This window comes from Stenotrophomonas sp. ATs4, from assembly GCF_051861585.1.
Lineage (GTDB): Bacteria > Pseudomonadota > Gammaproteobacteria > Xanthomonadales > Xanthomonadaceae > Stenotrophomonas > Stenotrophomonas maltophilia_AS.
On sequence record NZ_JBLYPK010000004.1, the window covers coordinates 227,706 to 246,815 of the forward strand.

A 19,110-nucleotide genomic window follows, 5' to 3' on the forward strand; every position below is an offset into this window, starting at 1 on the left:
CAGGACCGGACGCACCCGTTTGGTGCAGCAGGGATCGTCTATCCTTTCGACCTTCTTCCACCGCCAACGCCCGCACAGTCCATGTCCGACCTGCTCTCCGCCCTGCTGCTGGGCATCCTCGAAGGCTTGACCGAATTCCTGCCGATCTCCAGCACCGGCCACCTGCTGATTGCCCAGCATTGGCTGGGCGCGCGATCGGACTTCTTCAACATCATCATCCAGGCCGGTGCGATCGTGGCCGTGGTGCTGGTGTTCCGACAGCGCCTGCTGCAGCTGGCCACCGGTTTCAACCAGCGCGAGAACCGCGACTACGTGTTCAAACTGGGCGCCGCGTTCCTGGTCACTGCGGTGGTCGGGCTGGTGGTGCGCAAGGCCGGCTGGTCACTGCCGGAAACGGTCAGCCCGGTGGCGTGGGCGCTGATCATCGGCGGCATCTGGATGCTGCTGGTGGAGGCCTTCACTGCGCGCCTGCCGGACCGTGACCAGGTGACCTGGACGGTGGCCATCGGCGTTGGCCTGGCGCAGGTGGTGGCCGGCGTGTTCCCCGGCACTTCGCGTTCGGCCTCGGCCATCTTCCTGGCCATGCTGCTGGGCCTGAGCCGCCGCGCGGCTGCGGCCGAGTTCGTGTTCCTGGTCGGCATTCCCACCATGTTCGCCGCCAGTGCCTACACGTTCCTGGAACTGGCCAAGGAAGGAAACCTGGCCAGCGAGAACTGGACCGAGGTCGGCGTGGCCTTCCTTGCCGCAGCCGTCACCGGCTTCGTCGTAGTGAAGTGGTTGATGGGCTACATCAAGTCGCACAAGTTCACCGCCTTCGCCCTCTACCGCATCGCGCTGGGCGCGGCGTTGCTGCTGTGGTTGCCGTCCGGCAGCTGAACAGCGCCGGGGCACGGTAACCCCACTGCCGGCCCCACCCCGTTTCCCCCACGGTTCCCCAAGGAGAATCACCATGAACCACAAGCTCACCCTGCTCCTCCCGCTGGCCCTGATGGCCGCCTGCAGCCAGACCCCGGCCCCGGCCGGCACCGGCGGTGACGACGTGGCCCCGGCCGCGGCCAAGGCAGCAGACCAGCAGACGCTGGCGCACCTGGACGCGCAGCGCCTGCAGAGCCAGCACTGGCTGCTGCAGCAGGCCACCGCCGCCGACGGCAAGCGCATCGATGCGCTGTTCGCCCGCGAAGACAAGCCGGTCACCCTGGACTTCGCTGATGGCCGCCTGTCGGTCAGCAACGCCTGCAACCACATGGGTGGCGGCTACACCCTGGCCGACGGCAAGCTGACGGTCAGTGCGATGGCCTCGACCATGATGGCCTGCACCGACAAGGCGCTGATGGCGCTGGACGAGGCCGTGTCGAGCCGCCTGCAGGGCGAGCTGAAGGCCGAGCAGGATGCTGATGGCAAGCTGACCCTGACCAACGCCAAGGGCGACAAGCTGGTCTTCAACCCGGAACCGACCGCTGAAACCCGCTACGGCGGCGCCGGCGAGACGGTGTTCCTGGAAGTGGGCGCGAAGACCGCGAAGTGCTCGCACCCGCTGATCCCGGACTACCAGTGCCTGCAGGTGCGTGAGGTCAAGTTCGACGACAAGGGCCTCAAGCAGGGCAAGCCGGGCGAGTTCGAGAACTTCTACGGCAACATCGAGGGCTACACCCACGAAGACGGCGTGCGCAACGTGGTGCGCGTGAAGCGCTACGAGGTGAAGAACCCGCCGGCCGATGCGCCGTCGCAGGCGTACGTGCTGGACATGGTGGTCGAGTCGGCCATCGAGAAAAAGTAATGCAGAAGGGCGACCGCGAGGTCGCCCTTCTTCGTTGCGGGTAGAGCCGGCCGCTGGCCGGCTGCTGCACACAGCTGCGGCGACACGGGGAAGGTGCCGGCCAGCGGCCGGCACTACCCACATGCATCAGGGAGATCGGCATGAAACGGACGTACATGCTCGCACTGGCTTTGCTGGCCATCGGCATTGGCATTGGCATTGGCAGCAGCACGGCATACGCCGCCAGCACACCCACCACCGCACAGCTTGAGGCCCACCTGTGGCAACTGGCGCGCGCCACCGACGCGCAGGGCAAACGCATCGACGCGTTGTTCGTCAGGGGCCGGGCGCCGTACACCCTGCGCTTCCAGGGCCGCTTCATGAGCGAGTTGAATCTGTGCAACGGGTCGAGCAGCGCCTATCACCTGCAGGACAACCAACTGGTTCTGGAAGGCGGCATCATGACCACCGCCGCCTGCATCCGCGACGAGGTGGCCGAGCAGGAACGTGTGGCCGGCACGCTGGTGAATGCACGGGCAGAGATGACGCTTGCGCTGGACGAACGTGGCCGCCTGCTGCTGCGCAACGGTCACGGCGATGCGCTGATGTTCAGCCCGGTACCGCTGCCGGTGAAATGAGGCGGGCGGCACTTGGCCGCCCTTCTTCGTTGGCGGGTAGAGCCGGCCGCTGGCCGGCTTCCACATACAGCGGATGCCGGCCAGCGGCCGGCTCTACCCGAAGCCCGGTATCAGGCCAACGCCGGATTCAGCGTGTAGGTGCCATGCAGCGCCGCTTCGGCCAGCACGTGGCCGTGCATGGCGCGGTAGGCGTCGGCAGCGGTGAAGCGCGGCGGCAGGTCCAGCGAAGCCACGTCCAGCGCGAACACGCGGAAGAAGTAGCGGTGCACGCGTTCGTCGTTGAACGGCGGATACGGGCCGTCATACCCCAGGTAGTCGCCGGCCATGTCCGGATTGCCGGCAAACCAGCCGGTGAAATCGTTGAGGCCCTGACGGCTGCCGGCCGGGCCGGCCGGTGCCGGCTTGCCCTTTACCACGAAACCGTCGCTGCAGCTGCCTGCGGCGATCTCCTGCACCGAGGCCGGGATATCGGCCATCACCCAGTGCACGAAATCGCAGCGCGGCTGGTCGCGGGGCACGCTCATGTCGCTGCGGCCGACCGTTTCCGGAACGGTCGGCACATCCGGGTCCACGCACACCAGCAGGAACGAACACGTGCCTTCCGGCGCGCCGTTCCAGGCCAGGTGCGGGTTGCGATCCGGCGCGAAGCCGGCCGCATCGCCGGCGGCGAATTCGCGGTCGATCGGCGCGCCGTTGGTCAGGCTTTGGCTGCTCAGTTGCATCGGCGTCTCCTCACTCTTCCGGGTAACCCAGGCGCACCGCGATCGGGGTGAGCTTGGCGAAAGCGGCGCTCATCACGTCGCGGTAGGTGCGCCAGTGCCCCGGCGGGAAGCGCGGCGCGCCCAGCTGGGCGGCCGGCGGCATCGGTCGCTCGAACAGGCGGCCCAGCAGATCGGCCATCGCCTGCGGATCGTTGCCGATCTGGTCGATGCGCAGCAGCACCTGCGGATACAGGTCGTCCTCGTGCAGGGTGGCGACCTGGGCCAGTGCGCGCGCCAGCCATTCGCTGGCTTCGGCCAGCGAGGTCATCGCCAGTGGTGCGGCGGCACCGTAGGCCACCCAGTCCAGCAGCATGTCGCGCGGATCGCGCACCACCACCAGCAGGCGACCCTGCGGCAACTGCGGGCGCAGCGCCCACAGCAGGGCGTTGTCCCACCACAGCAGCCAGTCGATGACGGCGTCACCCTGGATTCCACGCGACGGCAACTGCTCGCGCCAGCGCTGCACCAGCCGCTCCGGGGTCAGCACGCCGGACGCGAGGTCCTGCAGCGTGTGGTAGTTCTGGAACGCATCATCAGGTGCGTTGGAGGTATAGCGGTCGCTGCGCAGCACCGGGCTGGCGGCCGCCAGGCCGGTCGCCACGCGTTCCACGCCCGAACCCGGTGCGCCCCACAGGAAGATCGGCGCGGAGGTGGCATCACCGTCGATCTCGCCCTTGTCCGGCCAGCTCGGCGGCGCCTTGGCCTGCGGCGGCAGCGGCAGGCGCTGCGGTGCCTGCTCGGCCTGCAGTGCCAGCCAGGTGTTCAGCGCTTCCTCCGGCTGCCCGGCCCGATCCTGGATTTCACCCAGCCAGGTGCGCAGGTCGGCGCGATGACCTTCCGGTGCCATGTCGATCAGTGCCTGCACGCGGGCGACGGCTGCGGCCGGATCGCGCTGCAGCAGGCCTTCGACCAGACGGGTTTCGCCGCTCACGCGGCCCGGCTCGAGGCTGACGATGCGCTCGGCGATCGCTTCGGCCTGCTCGTGCTCGCCCACCATGTCGTGCAGGCGCAGGCGTGCTTCCAGCGCCGGCAGGTGACCCGGCATCGTCTCCATCCAGCGCTCGACGGTAGTAGCGGCAGTAGGGCTTCCCACCTCTTCCACGGCCAGCCGTGCCAGCCACAGGTCATGCAGCTGAGGATGCTGCTCCAGCGCGGCGTCGAGGCGTGCGCGCGCCTCGTCTTCACGGCCCAGGCGCTGCCACGACATCAGCAGCAGCTGCAGTACCTGACGGTCGTCGGGCAGCGATTCCAGCAACGGCAGCAGATGCTCCAGCGCCTGCAGCGGCTGGCCACCGCGCAGGGCCAGTTCACCGGCCAGGCGGCGCATCGACGGCGTATCCAGGCCTTCCTGCTGCAGGGCGATCTGCATCGCTTCGGCAGCGGCCTCCAGGTTGTCCTGGCGCAGCGCCAGCTGCACCACCAGGCCATGCAGCGAGGTGATCGCCGGGTTCAGTTCCAGCACGCGGCGGAAGGCCTGCTCGGCGAAGGCCAGCATGTCCTTGCCCAGGTAGGCAAAGCCCAGCGCGTAGAGCACGCGGGTGTCGTTGGGCTGGGCCTGGTTGGCCGCCGACAGCAGCGTCAGTGCGCGATCCGGGTCGTCACGGCGCAGCGCGATCATGCCGTCGATGGTCAGCAGTTCCGGATGGTCCGGCTCGACGCGCGAGGCCAGGGTGGACAGGCGCTGGGCTTCGTCGAAGTCGTTGCGGCCGATCGCCAGGTGCGCCTGCATCACATAGGCGGAGAAGGAGTTCGGATCGAGGCCGGTCGTACGCGCCAACGCTTCGTCAGCCCCTTCGAACTGGCGCAGGGCCAGCAGCAGGCCAGCATGCTGCAGGTGCAGCTGGGCATCGTCCGGCGCCAGCTGCAGCGCCTGCTGCAGGGCCTCCATCGCGGCCGCGGCGTTGCCCTGCTGCTGCAGCGCAAGCGCCAGCCAGCGGTGGGCCTCGGCCTGGCCGGGTTCATCACGGGTCCACGCCTGGGCCAGCTGCACGGCCTGGTCGGCCTGGTTCTGGCGCAACGCTTGGATGATCTGGTCTTGCATGGCAGTCCGGTTCAAGTGCAAACCCGCATTGTAGCGGCCTGCGCACCGGTGCCGGTTCAGGCCTGCAGCACCCGCTGCAGGCGCTGCGCCACCCAGCGCTCGGAGAAGCCATCGCCGCGCCAGTTTTCCAGGAAGCCGCAGTGCCCCCCCCAGCAGGCGGTTTCCAACCGTGCCTGCTGCGGCAGTTGCCAATCGCTGAAAGTGGCATAGGGGATCACCGGATCATCCTTGGCCATCAGGATGTCGGCCGGCACCTGCAGCGTGGACAGTCCGTCGCCGGCGATGGAATACCCGTCGAAATAGGCCTGCAGCGAACCGAAGGTGGTGTGCCGCTCGACCAGCCAGGCGGTCAGCGCGCGGATGTCCAGATTCAGCACGCGGTCGTCGACGTCGGTCAGTTCGGGGAACAGATCGCGCTTGCGCCGCAGCGAGCCGGCCCACTTGCGGCGGAAATACCAGTCGTACATCGCCGGACCGTTCTCGATGTTCTCCATCGTCAGCCCCGGATCCAGCACCGGGCAGACGGCGGCCACTTGCTGCAGCGGCACGCCGGCCGCCGGCGCACGCAGGGCCAGCCGCAATACGAAATTGCCGCCCAGCGAGTAGCCGGCCGCCACCAGCGGCAGGTCCGGCCAGCGCCGGGCGACATCGCCAGCGGCATGCACCACTTCATCGATGAGGTTGGAGTGGAAGATGCCCCGATTGAGATGGTGGGTATTGCCGTGATCGCGGAAATTCAGCCGCACCACGTCGAAGCCCTGTTCGATCATGCGCGCGGCGGCCATGCGCATGTAGCTGGATTCGGCACTGCCTTCCCAGCCATGCAGCAGCAGCGCGACGCCCTTCGGCTCGCGGCCTTCGACATGACTGTGCCAGCCCTGCAGGCGTACGCCATCACCGCCATCGAGGATCAGCTCTTCGCTGACGGCACCGGTGGCGGCCAGCAGCAGCAGGCCGCGCTGCAGGCGCATGCGGCTGGAGCTGAGCATCGACTGCAGGTGCGGATTGCGCAGCCAACGCGGCGGCTGGTAGTCAGCCGCATGCAGCGTCGGCGTACCGGCGTCCAGGACAGGTGGCGGTATCAGGGCCACCGCACCCTCACTGCGTGCTCATGGCCGCCACGATGCGCGCGCGCGAGGTTTCCGCGATGCGTCGACGGCCTTCCAGATCCTGGGCACCGATCGGCTCCAGGAAATGCACTTCGGTATGCCGCGCCGGCTCACCGAGCAGGCGCAGGAAATTGGCGGCGAAACTCTCGCCCGGGCCGAACGCGACGATGGTCTGTGCGTCGCCCTTCGTCCCGTACACCAGCGCCACCGGCTGCACCGGCACGCCGGTTTCAACCGCGGCCTGGAAGATGCGGGCATGGAACGGCCCCACTTCGTGACCGCCGCGCGTGCGTCCTTCCGGGAACACGCCGACCGCCTTGCCGGCACGCAGGCGATCGGCCATCACCTGCATCACCCCACCGAGCGATTCGGTGTTGCCACGCTGATGGAAGATGGTCTGGCCGCGCGCGGCGAGCCAACCAACCAACGGCCAGCTGGCGATCTCGCGCTTGGCGACAAAGCCCATCATGCGCTGGCTGTGCAGGATGGAGATGTCGACCCAGCTGACATGGTTGGCGACGAACAGCACGGCGCCCGGCAGCGGCCTGCCGATCTGCGACAGGCGGAAGCCGAAGATCCACATCAGCCCGCCCTGCCACCAGTTCACCACCTTGGCCCCGAATGTATCCTCGCCCACGCGCAGCTCGCCCCACGGCGGGAGCATGCCGATCAGGATCAACGGCAGGAACACGGTGATGTGGACCAACAGCAGCGGTACGCGGTACAGGTAACGGCACACACGCGCCACGCCGCCACGGGGGGCCGGAGTGGGGGAAGTCATCCGCGCACGATACCGGAGCGCCGCAGCAGCTGCCAGCCGATTTAGGCCATAACCGCCATTGACCGGGGCAATCGGCGGGGAACGCTGGGTTCCGCTGCCGTCAACGCCCCCTCCGGGGGCTCAACCGTGGCCGGCCGCCACCACCGCCAGGGTCAGCCGCGAGATGCACACCAGGCGGCCCTGCTCGTCTTCGATGCGGATCTCCCACAGCTGGGTACTGCGGCCTACGTGCAGCGCGCGGGCGGTGCCGGTGACCGTACCCGAACGCACGGCACGCACATGGTTGGCGTTGATTTCCAGGCCCACGCAGATCTGTTTTGCAGGATCAACGCACAGGTTGCCGGCACTGCTGCCCAGGGTCTCGGCCAGCACCACCGAGGCGCCGCCGTGCAGGATGCCGTATGGCTGGCGGGTGCGTTCGTCCACCGGCATGGTGGCCTGCAACCAGTCCTCGCCGGCCGCACTGAAGACGATGCCCAGCGATTCAATCGCCGTGTTGCGGCTGAGCGCGTTGAGCTGCTCGATGGAAACGGCTTCGCGGAACACCTGGGTCATGCGGGCACCTTCAAAGAATGGGAACGAGGCCGGCGCCGAACGCGGTCAGCATGCGCACCAGCAGCCACTTCGGCCCGACGTTGACTTCGGGGAAGTCACCGACGGCGCTGTAGCAGCGATGGAAATCCGGGTCCTGCCTCGGCAGCGGCTGCGGGCAGTCCGGGCCGGGCTTGAACTCGTAGTCGGTGGCGTAGCGCCACGGCCAGAAGTCGAGGATCGGCAGCGCTTCGGAGGCCTTGCCGACGCTGTAATTCAGCCCCGACAGCACCGGCGGCTTGGCGCGCGGCGCGACCGTCCACGAGTTCTGCGGGTGGATGTCACGCAGGATGCTCTGCGCCAGCTCCTCGGCAAAGGCCGGGTCGTCGATGATCACCGCACCTTCGGTGTTGTAGTTCTCGCTGCGCGGATCGAAATTGTGGGTGCCGACCACGCCGATGCGGCGATCGACCACCAGCGACTTGGCGTGCAACCCCATGCGCGCGCCCTTGCGGGTGACCGGCAGTGGCTTGTTGACCGCCTTGCTGCCCAGGAACGACGGCCGTGTCTCGGTACGCAGCAAGCGGGTTTCAACCTCGCTGCCAGCAGCCCGGCGGCGCTCGCGGGCATTCTGGTATGCACTGCCGGTGCGCGGGTGGTTCACCGGCCCCTGCTTGCCCATCCCGCTTGAAGCGCCATCGTTGCCACCGCGCGCGTTGCTGCCCGCCGCGCTGCCGCCGATCAGGGGATTGCGGCCACCGTCGTCCTCGCCGTCGGGCGCGGTAATCGGGTCGGGCAGCAGATTGCGGTAATCGACCGGCGCATCCAGCGGGAACGGCTTGTACTCGAAGATGTTGAAGCCCAGTTCGCGCATGTTGCGCCGCTTGTACTTGTACGACAGCGCATACACGATCGGGTTGTCAGTGGCCGCCAGGCTGTTGCTGGACACCAGCACGCGCGGCGGCTGCGGACGCTTGCGCAGCTCGCGGAACAGCTTCTGCGCCGGCTTGGACAGCACCAGGTACGGCGTCTGCAGGATCACTTCCTTCTGCGCGCTGGCGATCAGCGCATCCAGCTGCGGTTCGGTCACGTGCTGGCCGGCCAGGGGGGCATCGGCCTTCTCACGGCGATGCTTGCGCGGCAGGTCGGCGACATAGCGCACCGAGGCGACCGGCAGCGCGGTATCGACAAAGGAACGGGTGACGAAGTCGATGTCGTTGGCTTCGGCACTGACCCGTTGCACTCGCTCCGGACGGCGGAAGGCGGCCGGGGGCAACGTGGGCACGCCCTGGCGCAGCAGGGTACGGCCCACGTCGTTCAGGCGCTCGGCCGGCACGCTGCGCTGCGCACGCCAGAACGCATCGAAGTTGGCGGCCATCGCCCGCGCTTCCGGCCCGGCGATCAGAACGTCACGGTCGCGGAAGTTGTACTCGCGGTCCCAGTCGTAATAGTCGTCCTGGTAGTTGCGGCCACCAACCACGCCGATCGCATCGTCGATCACCAGCAGCTTGTTGTGCATGCGTTGGTTGAAGCGACGGAAGCAGCACAGCACGCTGCCGGCGTAGTCGAAGTAGTTCAGGCGTGCCTTGCCGAAGGTCGGGTTGTAGACCCTCAGCTGGAAATTCTGGTGAGCACCGGACAGCGCACCGAGGATCTCAAGGTCGGAAATGGCCGACAACTGGTCGATCAGCACCCGCACCTTGACCCCACGCCGGGATGCGGCCAGCAGCTCGTCGATGACCAGCCGGGCGCTGTCGTCCTTGTCGAAGATGTAGGTCTGCAGGTCGATGCTGCGGGTGGCGCTGCGCAGCAGGTTGAGTCGCGCGACCAGCGCACCCTCGCCCTCATCCAGCAGTGTGGCGTAGTGCTGCGGCCGTTCCGGGGTGGATTCGGAGAACGCCCGGCCAGCCAGGGCCCGCAGCGGCGAATCCAGCGCACAACGGTCGGCGCGCTGGCAATCGACCTCGGTCGAGCGCGCCTGCACGGCAATCGCTTCGGCACGGTCGCGCTCGGCATGGGACAGCGATGCACAACCGCTGCCCAGCAACACGGTTGCCAGCGCCAGTACACGCAGCAGTAGGTTCACGGTTTCGGCGCCTCGCTCAGGCGCGCACGCAATACGAAGGTCACTCGGTCACTCAAGGCAAGCTGCCAGCTTTCCATGCCATACCGGCCTCGTTGCACGGTACCGCGGCTGACGACGTCGCAATCATAGCCGGGTCGGGCGCAGTCCGCCTTCTCTACCTTGAGCGACTCGGGGTGGCTGATCCCGCGCAGGGTCAACCTGCCGTTGATGTCACCCCCCTCCTCCACGGTCTCCGGCCAGTACGGCACGGAGTCGAATTCCACCACCGGATGGCGGCCCGCATCGAAGAACTCGTCGCCGCGCATCCAGCCGGTGTAGCGCGGCTTGCCGGGAATCTCGACCGAGCGCGTGAACATCTTCAGGTGCACCTGGTGGCGGCCGTCGGAGAGAATCTCGATGCGTCCCTCGAAGTGTGGAAACACCCCCTCGATGCGCTGCCCGAAGCGGGTGCGCACCTCGAATCCAATCCTCGACCGCTGGGTATCCAGGTGCAGCACGCGGTGCGCCTCGGCAACCACCGGTGGCAATGCCGTAGGCGGCGGTGCCGCGGCCCAGGCCGGGCCGGATGCCAGCAGCACGGGCAGCAGCAGGAAGCGGCTGCGCCGCGCCAGGCTCATCGGATCACGGCCACCAGAACGCATTCAGGCTGGCCACGCCCGGCTCGATCGAGGCCTCGCGGGGGAAACCGAGCACGGCCACGCCGCCCGGCGGCATGCCGCGGTAATCACTGCTGGTGCCGTCGGTCATCAGCGCCACCAGCTGCTCCAGGCCCGGGTTGTGGCCGACGACCAGCACGCGGTCGAGGTCACGACGTTCATCCACCAGCGCCGCCAGGGTGCCGGGGGTGGCCTCGTAGATGCGGTCTTCCAGGCGCTTTTCGACATAGCCGATGGCCGCCATCACCGCTTCCAGGGTCTCGCGGGTGCGCCGCGACGGCGAACACAGCACGCAGTCCGGCAGCAGGTTGTTCTCCTTCAGCCACTTGCCGGCGGCTTCGGCTTCGGCGAGCCCCACCGGCGACAACGGCCGGTCGAGATCAGCCTGGCCGGAAACGGCCGGTTCGGCATGGGCGTGGCGGAGCAGGATCAGTTCGCGCATTGCGGGATTCCAGTAAAGGGGTGGATACCTACGACGTTTACAGCTTCAGCCAGGACAACAAGGGCTCCCAGTCGGCCTGGTGCTCGCGCACCTGGGCGGAGCGGTAATCGAAAAGACTGCGACCCAGGCCGGTCATGACCACATAGCTCTGGCTGTCGCGTAGTTGGGCGATCACCGGGTAGGGCCAGTCGCCGAGCATCTGCAGGGCCTGCTGCGAGGTCTGGGTCCACGGCTTGGTGCGGTTGAGGACCAGCCCCACCGGCAGCTTGCGGCTGTGTACCCGCGGGTTCTGGGCCAGGCTGTTGAGGAACCCGACGATGGCTTCGATGTCCAGCGCCGAGGGCAGCACCGGCACCACCACCGCGTCGGCAGCGTCAAGGAAATGGGGGATATCGTCGGCCAACGCACCGGCCGGCGCGTCGATGATGACGGTTTCGGTACCGTCGGGCAGTTTCTGCGCCCACTGCTTCTTCCGATACACATCGATAGGGAGCACCGCGCTTTCCAGCCCGGCACGCCGTTGCGCCCAGCGGGTGCTGGAGCCCTGCGGGTCGGCATCGGCGATCACCGTGGCCTTGCCCTGCAATGCCGCGTACGCGGCCAGGTGGGTGGCGACGGTGGTCTTGCCCACCCCGCCTTTGGAACCGGCCACCAGGATCGTCTTCATGCCAGCCTCGCTTCCGGGTACGTGCCCCGAGCGTACACCGGCGGTGGTGACGGGAGGTAGCACCGCGCTGAACCTGCGGCCATCGCCTTTGCTATCGTGGCGCCCCCGAAGGATCGAACCGGCATGAGCGAACTGCAGGACCTGAGCGCACTGATCCGCGCCAATACCCCCCTGATCGTCATCGAGACCCAGGACGAGGGTCGCATCGTGGAACTGTTCCGGCAGACGCTGATGCACGTATGGCGGGCCCTGCACCGCTGGTCGATCACCGAGGGCCTGCGTCGCATCGACCTGGACAGCGAGGACCCGCCCGTCGGGCCGCCCGATGCCAGCGCGGCGCTGCAGATGATCCGCCAGGCCGACCAGCGCGGGGTCTACCTGCTGCTCGATTTCCACCCCTACCTCGGCTATGCCAGCCACCAGCGCGCCCTGCGCGACCTGATCCAGCGCCGTCACAGCGAGCCGCACGTACTGGTGCTGATCGGCGCCAAGGTGGAGTTGCCGGCCGAGCTGGAAGCACTGGCGGTGCGCTTCAACCCGCGCCTGCCCGATGCCAACGCCCTGCTGAAGATGCTGCGTGAGGAGGCTGATGCCTATGCACGCGAGCACGGCGGCCGCCGGGTTGAAGTCGATAGCGAGGCAGTGAAGAAGATCCTGAAGAACCTGCAGGGCCTGAGCCTGGTCGACGCCCGGCGCATCGCCCGCCAGCTGATCTACGCCGATGGCGCGCTGCGCGACGACGATCTGCCACAACTCGCCCGGCTGAAGTTCGAGCTGCTCAACCGCAGCGGCCACCTGTTCTTCGAGCACGACAGCGCGCGCTTCGGCGATGTGGCCGGGGCCAACCGGCTCAAGCGCTGGATCAACCAGCGGCGGGTGGCGTTCATCGCCGGCTCGGCACCGGCCGGGCTGGACCCGCCACGCGGCATGCTGCTGCTGGGCGTGCAGGGCTGCGGCAAGTCGATGCTGGCCAAGGCCACCGCCGCCGGCTTCGGCGTGCCGCTGCTGCGCCTGGACGTGGGTGCGCTGTACAACAAGTACCACGGCGAAACCGAGGCGAACCTGCGCCAGGCCCTGGCGTCGGCCGAGCAGTTGGCGCCGTGCGTGCTGTGGATGGACGAGATCGAGAAGGGCCTGGCCACCGGCAGTGAGGACGGCGGCGTGTCGCGCCGCGTACTCGGCTACCTGCTGACCTGGATGGCCGAGCGCAAGGCACCGGTGTTCATCGTCGCCACCGCCAACCAGGTGCACGAGCTGCCGGCCGAGCTGCTGCGCAAGGGTCGCTTCGACGAGATATTCTTCGTCGACCTGCCCGCGCCGGAAGTCCGCGTGGAACTGTTGCGCCTGCACCTGGGGCGGCGCCAGCTCAATGCCGATGACTTCGCATTGCCGGCGCTGGCAGCTGCCGCGAATGGATTCTCCGGCGCCGAGATCGAGCAGGCGATCGTGGCCGGTCTGTACGCGGCCCACGCCGAGGGCCGACCGCTGGATACCGAGCTGCTGATGAATGAGATCCGCGCGACGCGGCCGCTGTCGGTGCTGATGGCCGAGCAGGTGGAAGCACTACGGGCATGGGCGTCGGGGCGGACGGTTTCCGCGGACGACTGAGTTTCCAGCGAACGGCGCAGCCCCTCGTGGCGGCTGGTTGACTGTGAACATCAAAAGCCGCGCTTGGCCGGGCGCTTTTTGTAGAGCCGAGCCCACGCTCGGCTGCATTTCGCTCAGATATCGAAAAATCGATTCCGATACAGATTCATCCACGCATGGCGTGGATCTACCGTGTCGACCAAGGTCGACACCTACCAACAGCCGCGGGAATCTGTCAGGGGTGGGGCGGTGTGGGTTGGCAGGACCGTTGGCGCCATGGATGGCGCCATCGAGCCCCCATGGGTGAGGGCGCTTTGCTTGCGAAGCACTGCTTCGCAAGCGCCCGAACGCCCAGCCGCCAGCGGCTGGGCCGGTCTGGGGGTTTACGGCGGCCCCGCAAATCCACAGTGCCCCGCCATCCCTCAGGAAGCCCGCTGTTGCTTCGGCTGTTGCTGTTGCTTCGGCTCCAGCCGTTGCCTCTGCGGGTGCCGGGTGCAACCCGGCCGTCCCCCTCCCTCAAGGCCAGGCCGGCGGCGCGGCGGCCCAGGCCTGCTGGACTTCCACCAGCGTGGCACGCTCATCCTCGCGCCATTGCGGCAGCAGCTGTGCATAGTGCGCACTGGTGCTCCACTGCGACGGCTCGGTACGCACCGCCGCGGCATACCACTGCACGGCCTCCTGCTTCTGCCCCAGCCGCCACAGCGCCAGCGCATAGGTCGGTGGCACCCAGCTGGGCTTTGTACGGGCGTTGCCGGCCGATGACAGCCACTGTTCCAGTGCCGCCTCCACCTTGCCCTGGCGCAACAGATCCCAACCGTAATTCCAGCGCACGCTGCGGCCACTGCTGCTCTGTGCCGACGCCTCCTTCAAGGCTTCGCCATACAGCTGCTCGGCCAGCTCGCCGCGGCCCTGGGCACCCGCCACCGACGCCAGCTGCACCGTGGCCTCAACCGCACGCCGGCCGCGTTCACGCAGCTTGACCAGCTGGGCAACCAACTCATCGCCGTCGCCCTGTATCGCCACCATCGGCGTGGCGGCCAGGTCGCTGTCGAAATAGAACTCCTGTGGTGCCGGCAACGCCGGCGCGGCCCACGCAGTAGCCGCTCCCGAGGCCAGCAGCACGCTGGCCAGGATCTTTCCTGGAACTGACATCCCTTCTCCCCAGGCCGCAACTGCAGCCTCCCTCTCTCTCCCCGATCCTAACCCCGGCACCGCCACCGGCGCGAGTGCCGGGGCCTGCGCGGCCCCACTGCTACAATTCGCGCCTTTCCCGCCGCGTGCCCGCACGCGGCCGGTGCCAGCCGATCCTGACCAGGCCAGCCATGACCAGTACCGCGCAACTCACTTCGCCCTCTTCCGTCGACCTGCTCGACCGTGATTACACGCTCGACCACAAGTACACCCGCAACGAGGGGCGGATCTACCTGAGTGGCGTGCAGGCGCTGGTACGGCTGCCATTGATGCAGCGCCTGCGCGATGCCGCTGAAGGCATCGACAGCGCCGGTTTCGTCAGTGGCTACCGCGGCAGCCCGCTGGGTGGTTTCGACCTGGAACTGTGGCGCGCACGCAAACATCTGGACGCAGCCAAGGTGAAGTTCACGCCGGGCCTGAACGAGGATCTCGGCGCGACCATGGTCTGGGGCACGCAGCAGACCAACCTGTTCCCCGGCGCCAACGTGCAGGGCGTGTTCGGCATGTGGTACGGCAAGGGCCCGGGCGTGGACCGCTGCGGCGACGTGTTCAAGCACGCCAATGCGGCCGGTACTTCGCGTTACGGCGGCGTACTGGCGCTGGCCGCCGATGACCATGCCTGCCGCAGCTCGACCCTGCCGCATGGCAGCGAGGACGAGTTCGTCAGCGCGATGATGCCGGTGCTGAACCCGGCCGGCGTGCAGGACATTCTCGACATGGGCCTGCTGGGCTGGGCGATGAGCCGCTATACCGGGCGCTGGGTCGGCTTCAAGACCATCGCCGAAACGGTGGAATCCTCGGCCTCGGTCGAGGTCGATCCGATGGCGCGCCGCATCGTGCTGCCGGAAGACTTCGACATGCCCAGCGGCGGCCTCAACATCCGCTGGCCGGACCCGCCGCTGGACCAGGAGATGCGCCTGCACCGCTATGCGGTGAAGGCCGCGCAGGCGTTCGCCCGCGCCAACGGCATCGACAAGGTGGTGATGGATGCGCCGCGCGCGCGGCTGGGCATCGTCACCACCGGCAAGAGCTACCTGGACGTGCTGCAGGCGCTGGAATACCTGGGCCTGGACGAAGCGGCGTGCGCCGACATCGGCATCCGCGTGTACAAGGTCGGCATGACCTGGCCGCTGGAGCCTGAAGGCATCGCCCGCTTCGCGCAGGGCCTGGAAGACATCATCGTGGTGGAGGAGAAGCGTGCCTTCATCGAGCGCCAGATGAAGGAGCAGTTCTTCAACTGGCCGGCCAGCTGGGGCCAGCGCCCGTCCATCGTCGGCAAGTACGACGAGAGCGGCGAGTGGATCCTGCCGTCCACCGGCGAACTGACCCCGGCCACCATCGCCGGCGTGATCGGCCGCCGCATCCAGAAGTTCTTCAACAACGAATCGATCGAGCAGCGCCTGCAGTGGATGCAGGAAAAGGAAGCCGAGCTTGCGTTGCCGCGCGCCAGCTTCCCGCGCGTGCCGCACTACTGCTCGGGCTGCCCGCACAACACCTCCACCCAGGTGCCGGAAGGTTCACGTGCACTGGCCGGCATCGGTTGCCATTACATGGTGACCTGGATGGACCGCAGCACCGACACCTTCACCCACATGGGCGGCGAAGGCGTGACCTGGGCCGGGCAGGCGCCGTTCACCGACACCCCGCACGTGTTCCAGAACCTGGGCGATGGCACCTATTTCCACAGCGGCTCGCTGGCGATCCGCCAGGCGGTCGCGGCCGGCGTCAACATCACCTACAAGATCCTCTACAACGACGCGGTGGCGATGACCGGCGGCCAGCCGGTGGACGGCCCGTTGAGCGTGCCTGACATTGCAAAGCAGATGCGCGCCGAGGGTATCCACACCATCGTGGTGCTGTCGGACAACATCGGCAAGTGGACCGGCCAGCGCGAGCACTTCCCCAGCGACGTCGAGTTCCACGACCGCAGCGAGCTGGACGAAGTGCAGAAGCGCCTGCGCGAAGTGAAGGGTGTTTCGATCCTGATCTACGAACAGACCTGCGCCACCGAAAAGCGCCGTCGTCGCAAGCGCGGCAAGCTGGAAGACCCGCAGAAGCGCGTGCTGATCAATTCGCTGGTCTGCGAAGGCTGCGGCGACTGCGGCAAGAAGAGCTTCTGCGTGTCGGTGCTGCCGAAGGAAACCGAGTTCGGGCGCAAGCGCGAGATCGACCAGTCCAACTGCAACAAAGACTATTCCTGCGTGAATGGTTTCTGCCCGAGCTTTGTCACCGTACACGGTGGCCAGCCGCGCAAGGGCAGCAAGCGCGATGCCCCCACCCTGCTGGACAACCTGCCGGCGCCGACCATCCGCGGCACGCTGGAGCAGCCCTGGAACATCCTGATCACCGGCGTGGGCGGCACCGGCGTGGTGACCATCGGCGCATTGCTGGGCATGGCCGGACACCTGGAAGGCAAGGGCGCGAGCGTGCTGGACCAGACCGGCCTGGCACAGAAGGGCGGCGCGGTGACCACCCATATCCGCATTGCGCGTCGCCCCGAAGACATCCACGCCGTGCGCATTGCCGCCGGCGAAGCCGACCTGGTGGTGGGCTGCGACATGGTGGTGGTGAACGATTACTGGGCATTGTCGAAGGTGCGTGCAGGCCGTTCGCAGGTGGTGCTGAACACCTACGAAGCGATGCCGGGTACCTTCACCACCCGTCCTGACATGCAGTTCCCCGCCGCCGACATCGTGGCCGGTGTGCGCGTGGCACTGGGCGGCGAGGAACCGCTGCTGCTCGATGCCACCCAGCTGGCCACCGCGCTGCTGGGCGATGCCATCGCCGCCAACCTGTTCATCCTCGGCTACGCGTGGCAGCAGGGCCTGGTGCCGCTGTCGTTCGAGTCGCTGATGCGTGCGATTGAACTGAACGGCGCCGCCGTGGCGATGAACCAGCAGGCCTTCGCCTGGGGCCGCTTGGCCGTGGTCGACCCGCAGGCCGTGCAGCAGGCCGCCGGCCTGGTGCGCAACCGTCACACCGATACCGAATCCACCCCGGGCCCGCTGCACCCGCTGCCGCCGGGTGAGTGGGAAGGCAACGAGTGGGGCGCCACCGCCGCACCCCGCAACACCGGCGACGAACGCGAGCTGCGTGGCCTGCCCTCGCACGGTGGCGACGTGGCGTTCCTGCCGCTGGACGACGCACGCCTGTCGCGCTCGCTGGATGAAATGATCGAGCGCCGCACCGCGTTCCTGGTCGAGTACCAGGACGCTGCCTACGCCAACCGCTACCGCAGCCTGATTGATCGTGTGCGGGCCGCCGAAGCCGACCGCATCGGCGGCTCCACCGCGTTGACCGAGACCGTGGCCCGCTACCTGTTCAAGCTGATGGCCTACAAGGACGAGTACGAAGTGGCCCGCCTGTACACCAGCGGCGACTTCCAGCGCCGCCTGCAGCAGCAGTTCGAGGGCGACTACCAGCTGCGCTTCCATCTGGCGCCGCCGCTGTTCGCGAAGAAGGACGAGCAGGGCCGGTTGCTGAAGAAGGAATACGGCCCGTGGATGTTCAAGGCCTTCGGCCTGCTGGCCAAGCTGAAGTTCCTGCGTGGCGGCCGACTCGACGTGTTCGGCCGCACCGAGGAACGCCGCATGGAGCGCAAGCTGATCGGTGACTACGAGGCCACCGTGCAGGTGCTGCTGGACGGCCTGGATGACGACCGCCTGGCGCTGGCGGTGGAGATTGCCAGCGTGCCCGAGCACATCCGCGGCTTCGGCCACGTGAAGGAAGCGCACTACGAACAGGCCAAGGCGCGCGAAGCCACGCTGCTGGCGCAGTGGCGCAATCCGAAGGCGCTGCATATCGTGCAGGTGGCTTGAAGGGAGTGCCGGCCGTTGGCCGGCATCCATCCTGGCAATCGGTTGCCGGCCAGCGGCCGGCACTACCGGCGGTTCAGCCCAGCCGCCACAGCAGCAGGCGGTTGTTGGCGGGCATCGCCACATCCCCCAGGCGGGTGAATCCGTTGTCGGCGGCCAGCGCCTGCACCGCCTCGATATCGCGGATACCGCTGCGCGGGTCACGCGCCTTCAGCCAGGCATCGAACTGCGCGTTACTGTCGCTGGTGTAGCGACCGCCGTAGTTGAACGGGCCGTACACCGCCAGCAGCGCGCCGTGACGGAGCAGCGGCGGCAGCGCAGCGAACAATGACTGCACGTGGTCCCAGCTCATGATGTGCAGCGTATTGGCACTGAACACCGCATCGAACGTGCTGCCCTCGGGCAACGACAGGCCCGGCGCCGGCGGCAATTTCACCTGCAATGCCAACGGCGGCAGCAGGTTCAGCAGCGCCGCTTCTGCGCGCCACGCCTCGATGCCGGGCAGATGGTCCGGGTGATCGCTGGGCTGCCAGCGCAGCCAGGGCCAGCGCTCGGCGAAGAAGGCCGCGTGCTGGCCGGTACCACTGCCAATCTCCAGCAGCCGGTGACGGTCGCCCATCCACGGGTCGAGTGCGGCAGCGATCGGTTCGCGGTTGCGCTCGCAGGCTTCTGAATACGGCTTGCTCGACATCAGGACGGTGTCCAGGCGGGGTCGGCCCCATTGTGCACGAGGGGGGTGTTGCTCGGCAGGGCTGCGCCCTGCACCCGCAGAGGCAACGGCAAAGGCCGAAGCAACGTCAAAAGCGGACTTCCTGTGGGATGGCGGGATGGGTCCGGTGGCAGGGGGCGCCGTAAACCCATCCATGGGGGCTTGGTCGCGGCATCCATGCCGCTCACACCCCTGCCACCGGACCCACCCCGCCTTCGACAGTTTTCTGCGGTCTGTTGGAACGGCATTGGGGTCAGATCCGTTTTCCGCAGGAAAACGGATCTGACCCGGATACATTTCGATATCTGACAGACGTGTCGACCAAGGTCGACACCTACCA

At 67.7% G+C, this 19,110-nt stretch carries 16 protein-coding genes; 5 read left to right on the forward strand and 11 right to left on the reverse strand.

Annotated features, from left to right (window positions below; genetic code table 11):
• Window positions 1-81: 81 nt before the first annotated feature.
• From ABR323_RS09175 to ABR323_RS09185, 3 genes are all read left to right on the forward strand, one after another.
• On the forward strand, window positions 82-876 hold the full coding sequence (locus ABR323_RS09175; protein WP_135271875.1) for an undecaprenyl-diphosphate phosphatase: 795 nt from the start codon (window positions 82-84) through the stop codon (window positions 874-876).
• Window positions 877-949: 73 nt separating this feature from the next.
• The gene (locus ABR323_RS09180) at window positions 950-1,777 is read left to right on the forward strand and encodes an META domain-containing protein (RefSeq protein ID WP_439449054.1); all 828 of its coding nucleotides are present in this window, start codon (window positions 950-952) and stop codon (window positions 1,775-1,777) included.
• 140 nt (window positions 1,778-1,917) lie between these two features.
• On the forward strand, window positions 1,918-2,394 hold the full coding sequence (locus ABR323_RS09185; RefSeq protein ID WP_439449055.1) for an META domain-containing protein: 477 nt from the start codon (window positions 1,918-1,920) through the stop codon (window positions 2,392-2,394).
• A 110-nt stretch (window positions 2,395-2,504) separates the two neighbouring features.
• On the opposite strand, the gene ABR323_RS09190 is transcribed toward ABR323_RS09185, so the two are convergent.
• The 9 genes from ABR323_RS09190 to ABR323_RS09230 form a co-directional block, all read right to left on the reverse strand.
• On the reverse strand, window positions 2,505-3,116 hold the full coding sequence (locus ABR323_RS09190) for a YbhB/YbcL family Raf kinase inhibitor-like protein (protein WP_439449056.1): 612 nt from the start codon (window positions 3,114-3,116) through the stop codon (window positions 2,505-2,507).
• Between the two features lie 10 nt (window positions 3,117-3,126).
• Window positions 3,127-5,196 (reverse strand): tetratricopeptide repeat protein, encoded by a 2,070-nt coding sequence (locus ABR323_RS09195; protein ID WP_439449057.1) that lies wholly within the window; start codon window positions 5,194-5,196, stop codon window positions 3,127-3,129.
• 56 nt (window positions 5,197-5,252) lie between these two features.
• The gene (locus ABR323_RS09200; RefSeq protein ID WP_439449058.1) at window positions 5,253-6,287 is read right to left on the reverse strand and encodes a YheT family hydrolase; all 1,035 of its coding nucleotides are present in this window, start codon (window positions 6,285-6,287) and stop codon (window positions 5,253-5,255) included.
• Between the two features lie 7 nt (window positions 6,288-6,294).
• A complete protein-coding gene (locus ABR323_RS09205) occupies window positions 6,295-7,086 on the reverse strand; it encodes a lysophospholipid acyltransferase family protein (RefSeq protein ID WP_439449059.1) in 792 nt (263 codons plus the stop codon).
• Between the two features lie 120 nt (window positions 7,087-7,206).
• Entirely contained in the window at window positions 7,207-7,641 is a 435-nt protein-coding gene (locus ABR323_RS09210; RefSeq protein WP_135271869.1) for a hotdog fold thioesterase, read from the reverse strand.
• A 10-nt stretch (window positions 7,642-7,651) separates the two neighbouring features.
• Entirely contained in the window at window positions 7,652-9,703 is a 2,052-nt protein-coding gene (locus ABR323_RS09215) for a phospholipase D family protein (protein ID WP_439449060.1), read from the reverse strand.
• Window positions 9,700-10,320, reverse strand: a complete 621-nt coding sequence (locus ABR323_RS09220; RefSeq protein WP_135271867.1) for a YceI family protein — start codon at window positions 10,318-10,320, stop codon at window positions 9,700-9,702. Before ABR323_RS09220 ends, ABR323_RS09215 begins: the two co-directional genes overlap by 4 nt.
• 4 nt (window positions 10,321-10,324) lie before the next feature.
• Window positions 10,325-10,801 carry a SixA phosphatase family protein gene (locus tag ABR323_RS09225; RefSeq protein ID WP_439449061.1) on the reverse strand — a complete coding sequence of 159 codons (477 nt, stop codon included), beginning with the start codon at window positions 10,799-10,801 and terminating at the stop codon, window positions 10,325-10,327.
• 37 nt (window positions 10,802-10,838) lie between these two features.
• Window positions 10,839-11,468 carry a ParA family protein gene (locus ABR323_RS09230; RefSeq protein WP_439449062.1) on the reverse strand — a complete coding sequence of 210 codons (630 nt, stop codon included), beginning with the start codon at window positions 11,466-11,468 and terminating at the stop codon, window positions 10,839-10,841.
• Window positions 11,469-11,591: 123 nt separating this feature from the next.
• Here ABR323_RS09230 and ABR323_RS09235 point away from each other — a divergent pair, with 123 nt between their 5' ends.
• Window positions 11,592-13,076 (forward strand): AAA family ATPase, encoded by a 1,485-nt coding sequence (locus tag ABR323_RS09235; protein ID WP_135271864.1) that lies wholly within the window; start codon window positions 11,592-11,594, stop codon window positions 13,074-13,076.
• A 495-nt stretch (window positions 13,077-13,571) separates the two neighbouring features.
• Here the strand turns inward: ABR323_RS09235 and ABR323_RS09240 are convergent, their stop codons facing one another.
• A complete protein-coding gene (locus tag ABR323_RS09240) occupies window positions 13,572-14,207 on the reverse strand; it encodes a tetratricopeptide repeat protein (protein ID WP_135271863.1) in 636 nt (211 codons plus the stop codon).
• A gap of 170 nt (window positions 14,208-14,377) precedes the next feature.
• Between ABR323_RS09240 and ABR323_RS09245 the strand changes: the two genes are divergently transcribed.
• Entirely contained in the window at window positions 14,378-18,064 is a 3,687-nt protein-coding gene (locus ABR323_RS09245) for an indolepyruvate ferredoxin oxidoreductase family protein (protein WP_439449063.1), read from the forward strand.
• Between the two features lie 73 nt (window positions 18,065-18,137).
• Here the strand turns inward: ABR323_RS09245 and ABR323_RS09250 are convergent, their stop codons facing one another.
• A complete protein-coding gene (locus ABR323_RS09250; RefSeq protein WP_439449064.1) occupies window positions 18,138-18,752 on the reverse strand; it encodes a DUF938 domain-containing protein in 615 nt (204 codons plus the stop codon).
• Between the last annotated feature and the right edge of the window lie 358 nt (window positions 18,753-19,110).

What these genes read in the sequence shown, in the direction of transcription:
- ABR323_RS09175 (WP_135271875.1), top strand. Translation starts at nt 82, where the DNA reads ATGTCCGACCTGCTCTCCGCCCTGCTGCTGGGCATCCTCGAAGGCTTG.
- ABR323_RS09180 (WP_439449054.1), top strand. Translation starts at nt 950, where the DNA reads ATGAACCACAAGCTCACCCTGCTCCTCCCGCTGGCCCTGATGGCCGCC.
- ABR323_RS09185 (WP_439449055.1), top strand. Translation starts at nt 1,918, where the DNA reads ATGAAACGGACGTACATGCTCGCACTGGCTTTGCTGGCCATCGGCATT.
- ABR323_RS09190 (WP_439449056.1), bottom strand. Translation starts at nt 3,116, where the DNA reads ATGCAACTGAGCAGCCAAAGCCTGACCAACGGCGCGCCGATCGACCGC.
- ABR323_RS09195 (WP_439449057.1), bottom strand. Translation starts at nt 5,196, where the DNA reads ATGCAAGACCAGATCATCCAAGCGTTGCGCCAGAACCAGGCCGACCAG.
- ABR323_RS09205 (WP_439449059.1), bottom strand. Translation starts at nt 7,086, where the DNA reads ATGACTTCCCCCACTCCGGCCCCCCGTGGCGGCGTGGCGCGTGTGTGC.
- ABR323_RS09210 (WP_135271869.1), bottom strand. Translation starts at nt 7,641, where the DNA reads ATGACCCAGGTGTTCCGCGAAGCCGTTTCCATCGAGCAGCTCAACGCG.
- ABR323_RS09220 (WP_135271867.1), bottom strand. Translation starts at nt 10,320, where the DNA reads ATGAGCCTGGCGCGGCGCAGCCGCTTCCTGCTGCTGCCCGTGCTGCTG.
- ABR323_RS09225 (WP_439449061.1), bottom strand. Translation starts at nt 10,801, where the DNA reads ATGCGCGAACTGATCCTGCTCCGCCACGCCCATGCCGAACCGGCCGTT.
- ABR323_RS09230 (WP_439449062.1), bottom strand. Translation starts at nt 11,468, where the DNA reads ATGAAGACGATCCTGGTGGCCGGTTCCAAAGGCGGGGTGGGCAAGACC.
- ABR323_RS09235 (WP_135271864.1), top strand. Translation starts at nt 11,592, where the DNA reads ATGAGCGAACTGCAGGACCTGAGCGCACTGATCCGCGCCAATACCCCC.
- ABR323_RS09240 (WP_135271863.1), bottom strand. Translation starts at nt 14,207, where the DNA reads ATGTCAGTTCCAGGAAAGATCCTGGCCAGCGTGCTGCTGGCCTCGGGA.
- ABR323_RS09245 (WP_439449063.1), top strand. Translation starts at nt 14,378, where the DNA reads ATGACCAGTACCGCGCAACTCACTTCGCCCTCTTCCGTCGACCTGCTC.
- ABR323_RS09250 (WP_439449064.1), bottom strand. Translation starts at nt 18,752, where the DNA reads ATGTCGAGCAAGCCGTATTCAGAAGCCTGCGAGCGCAACCGCGAACCG.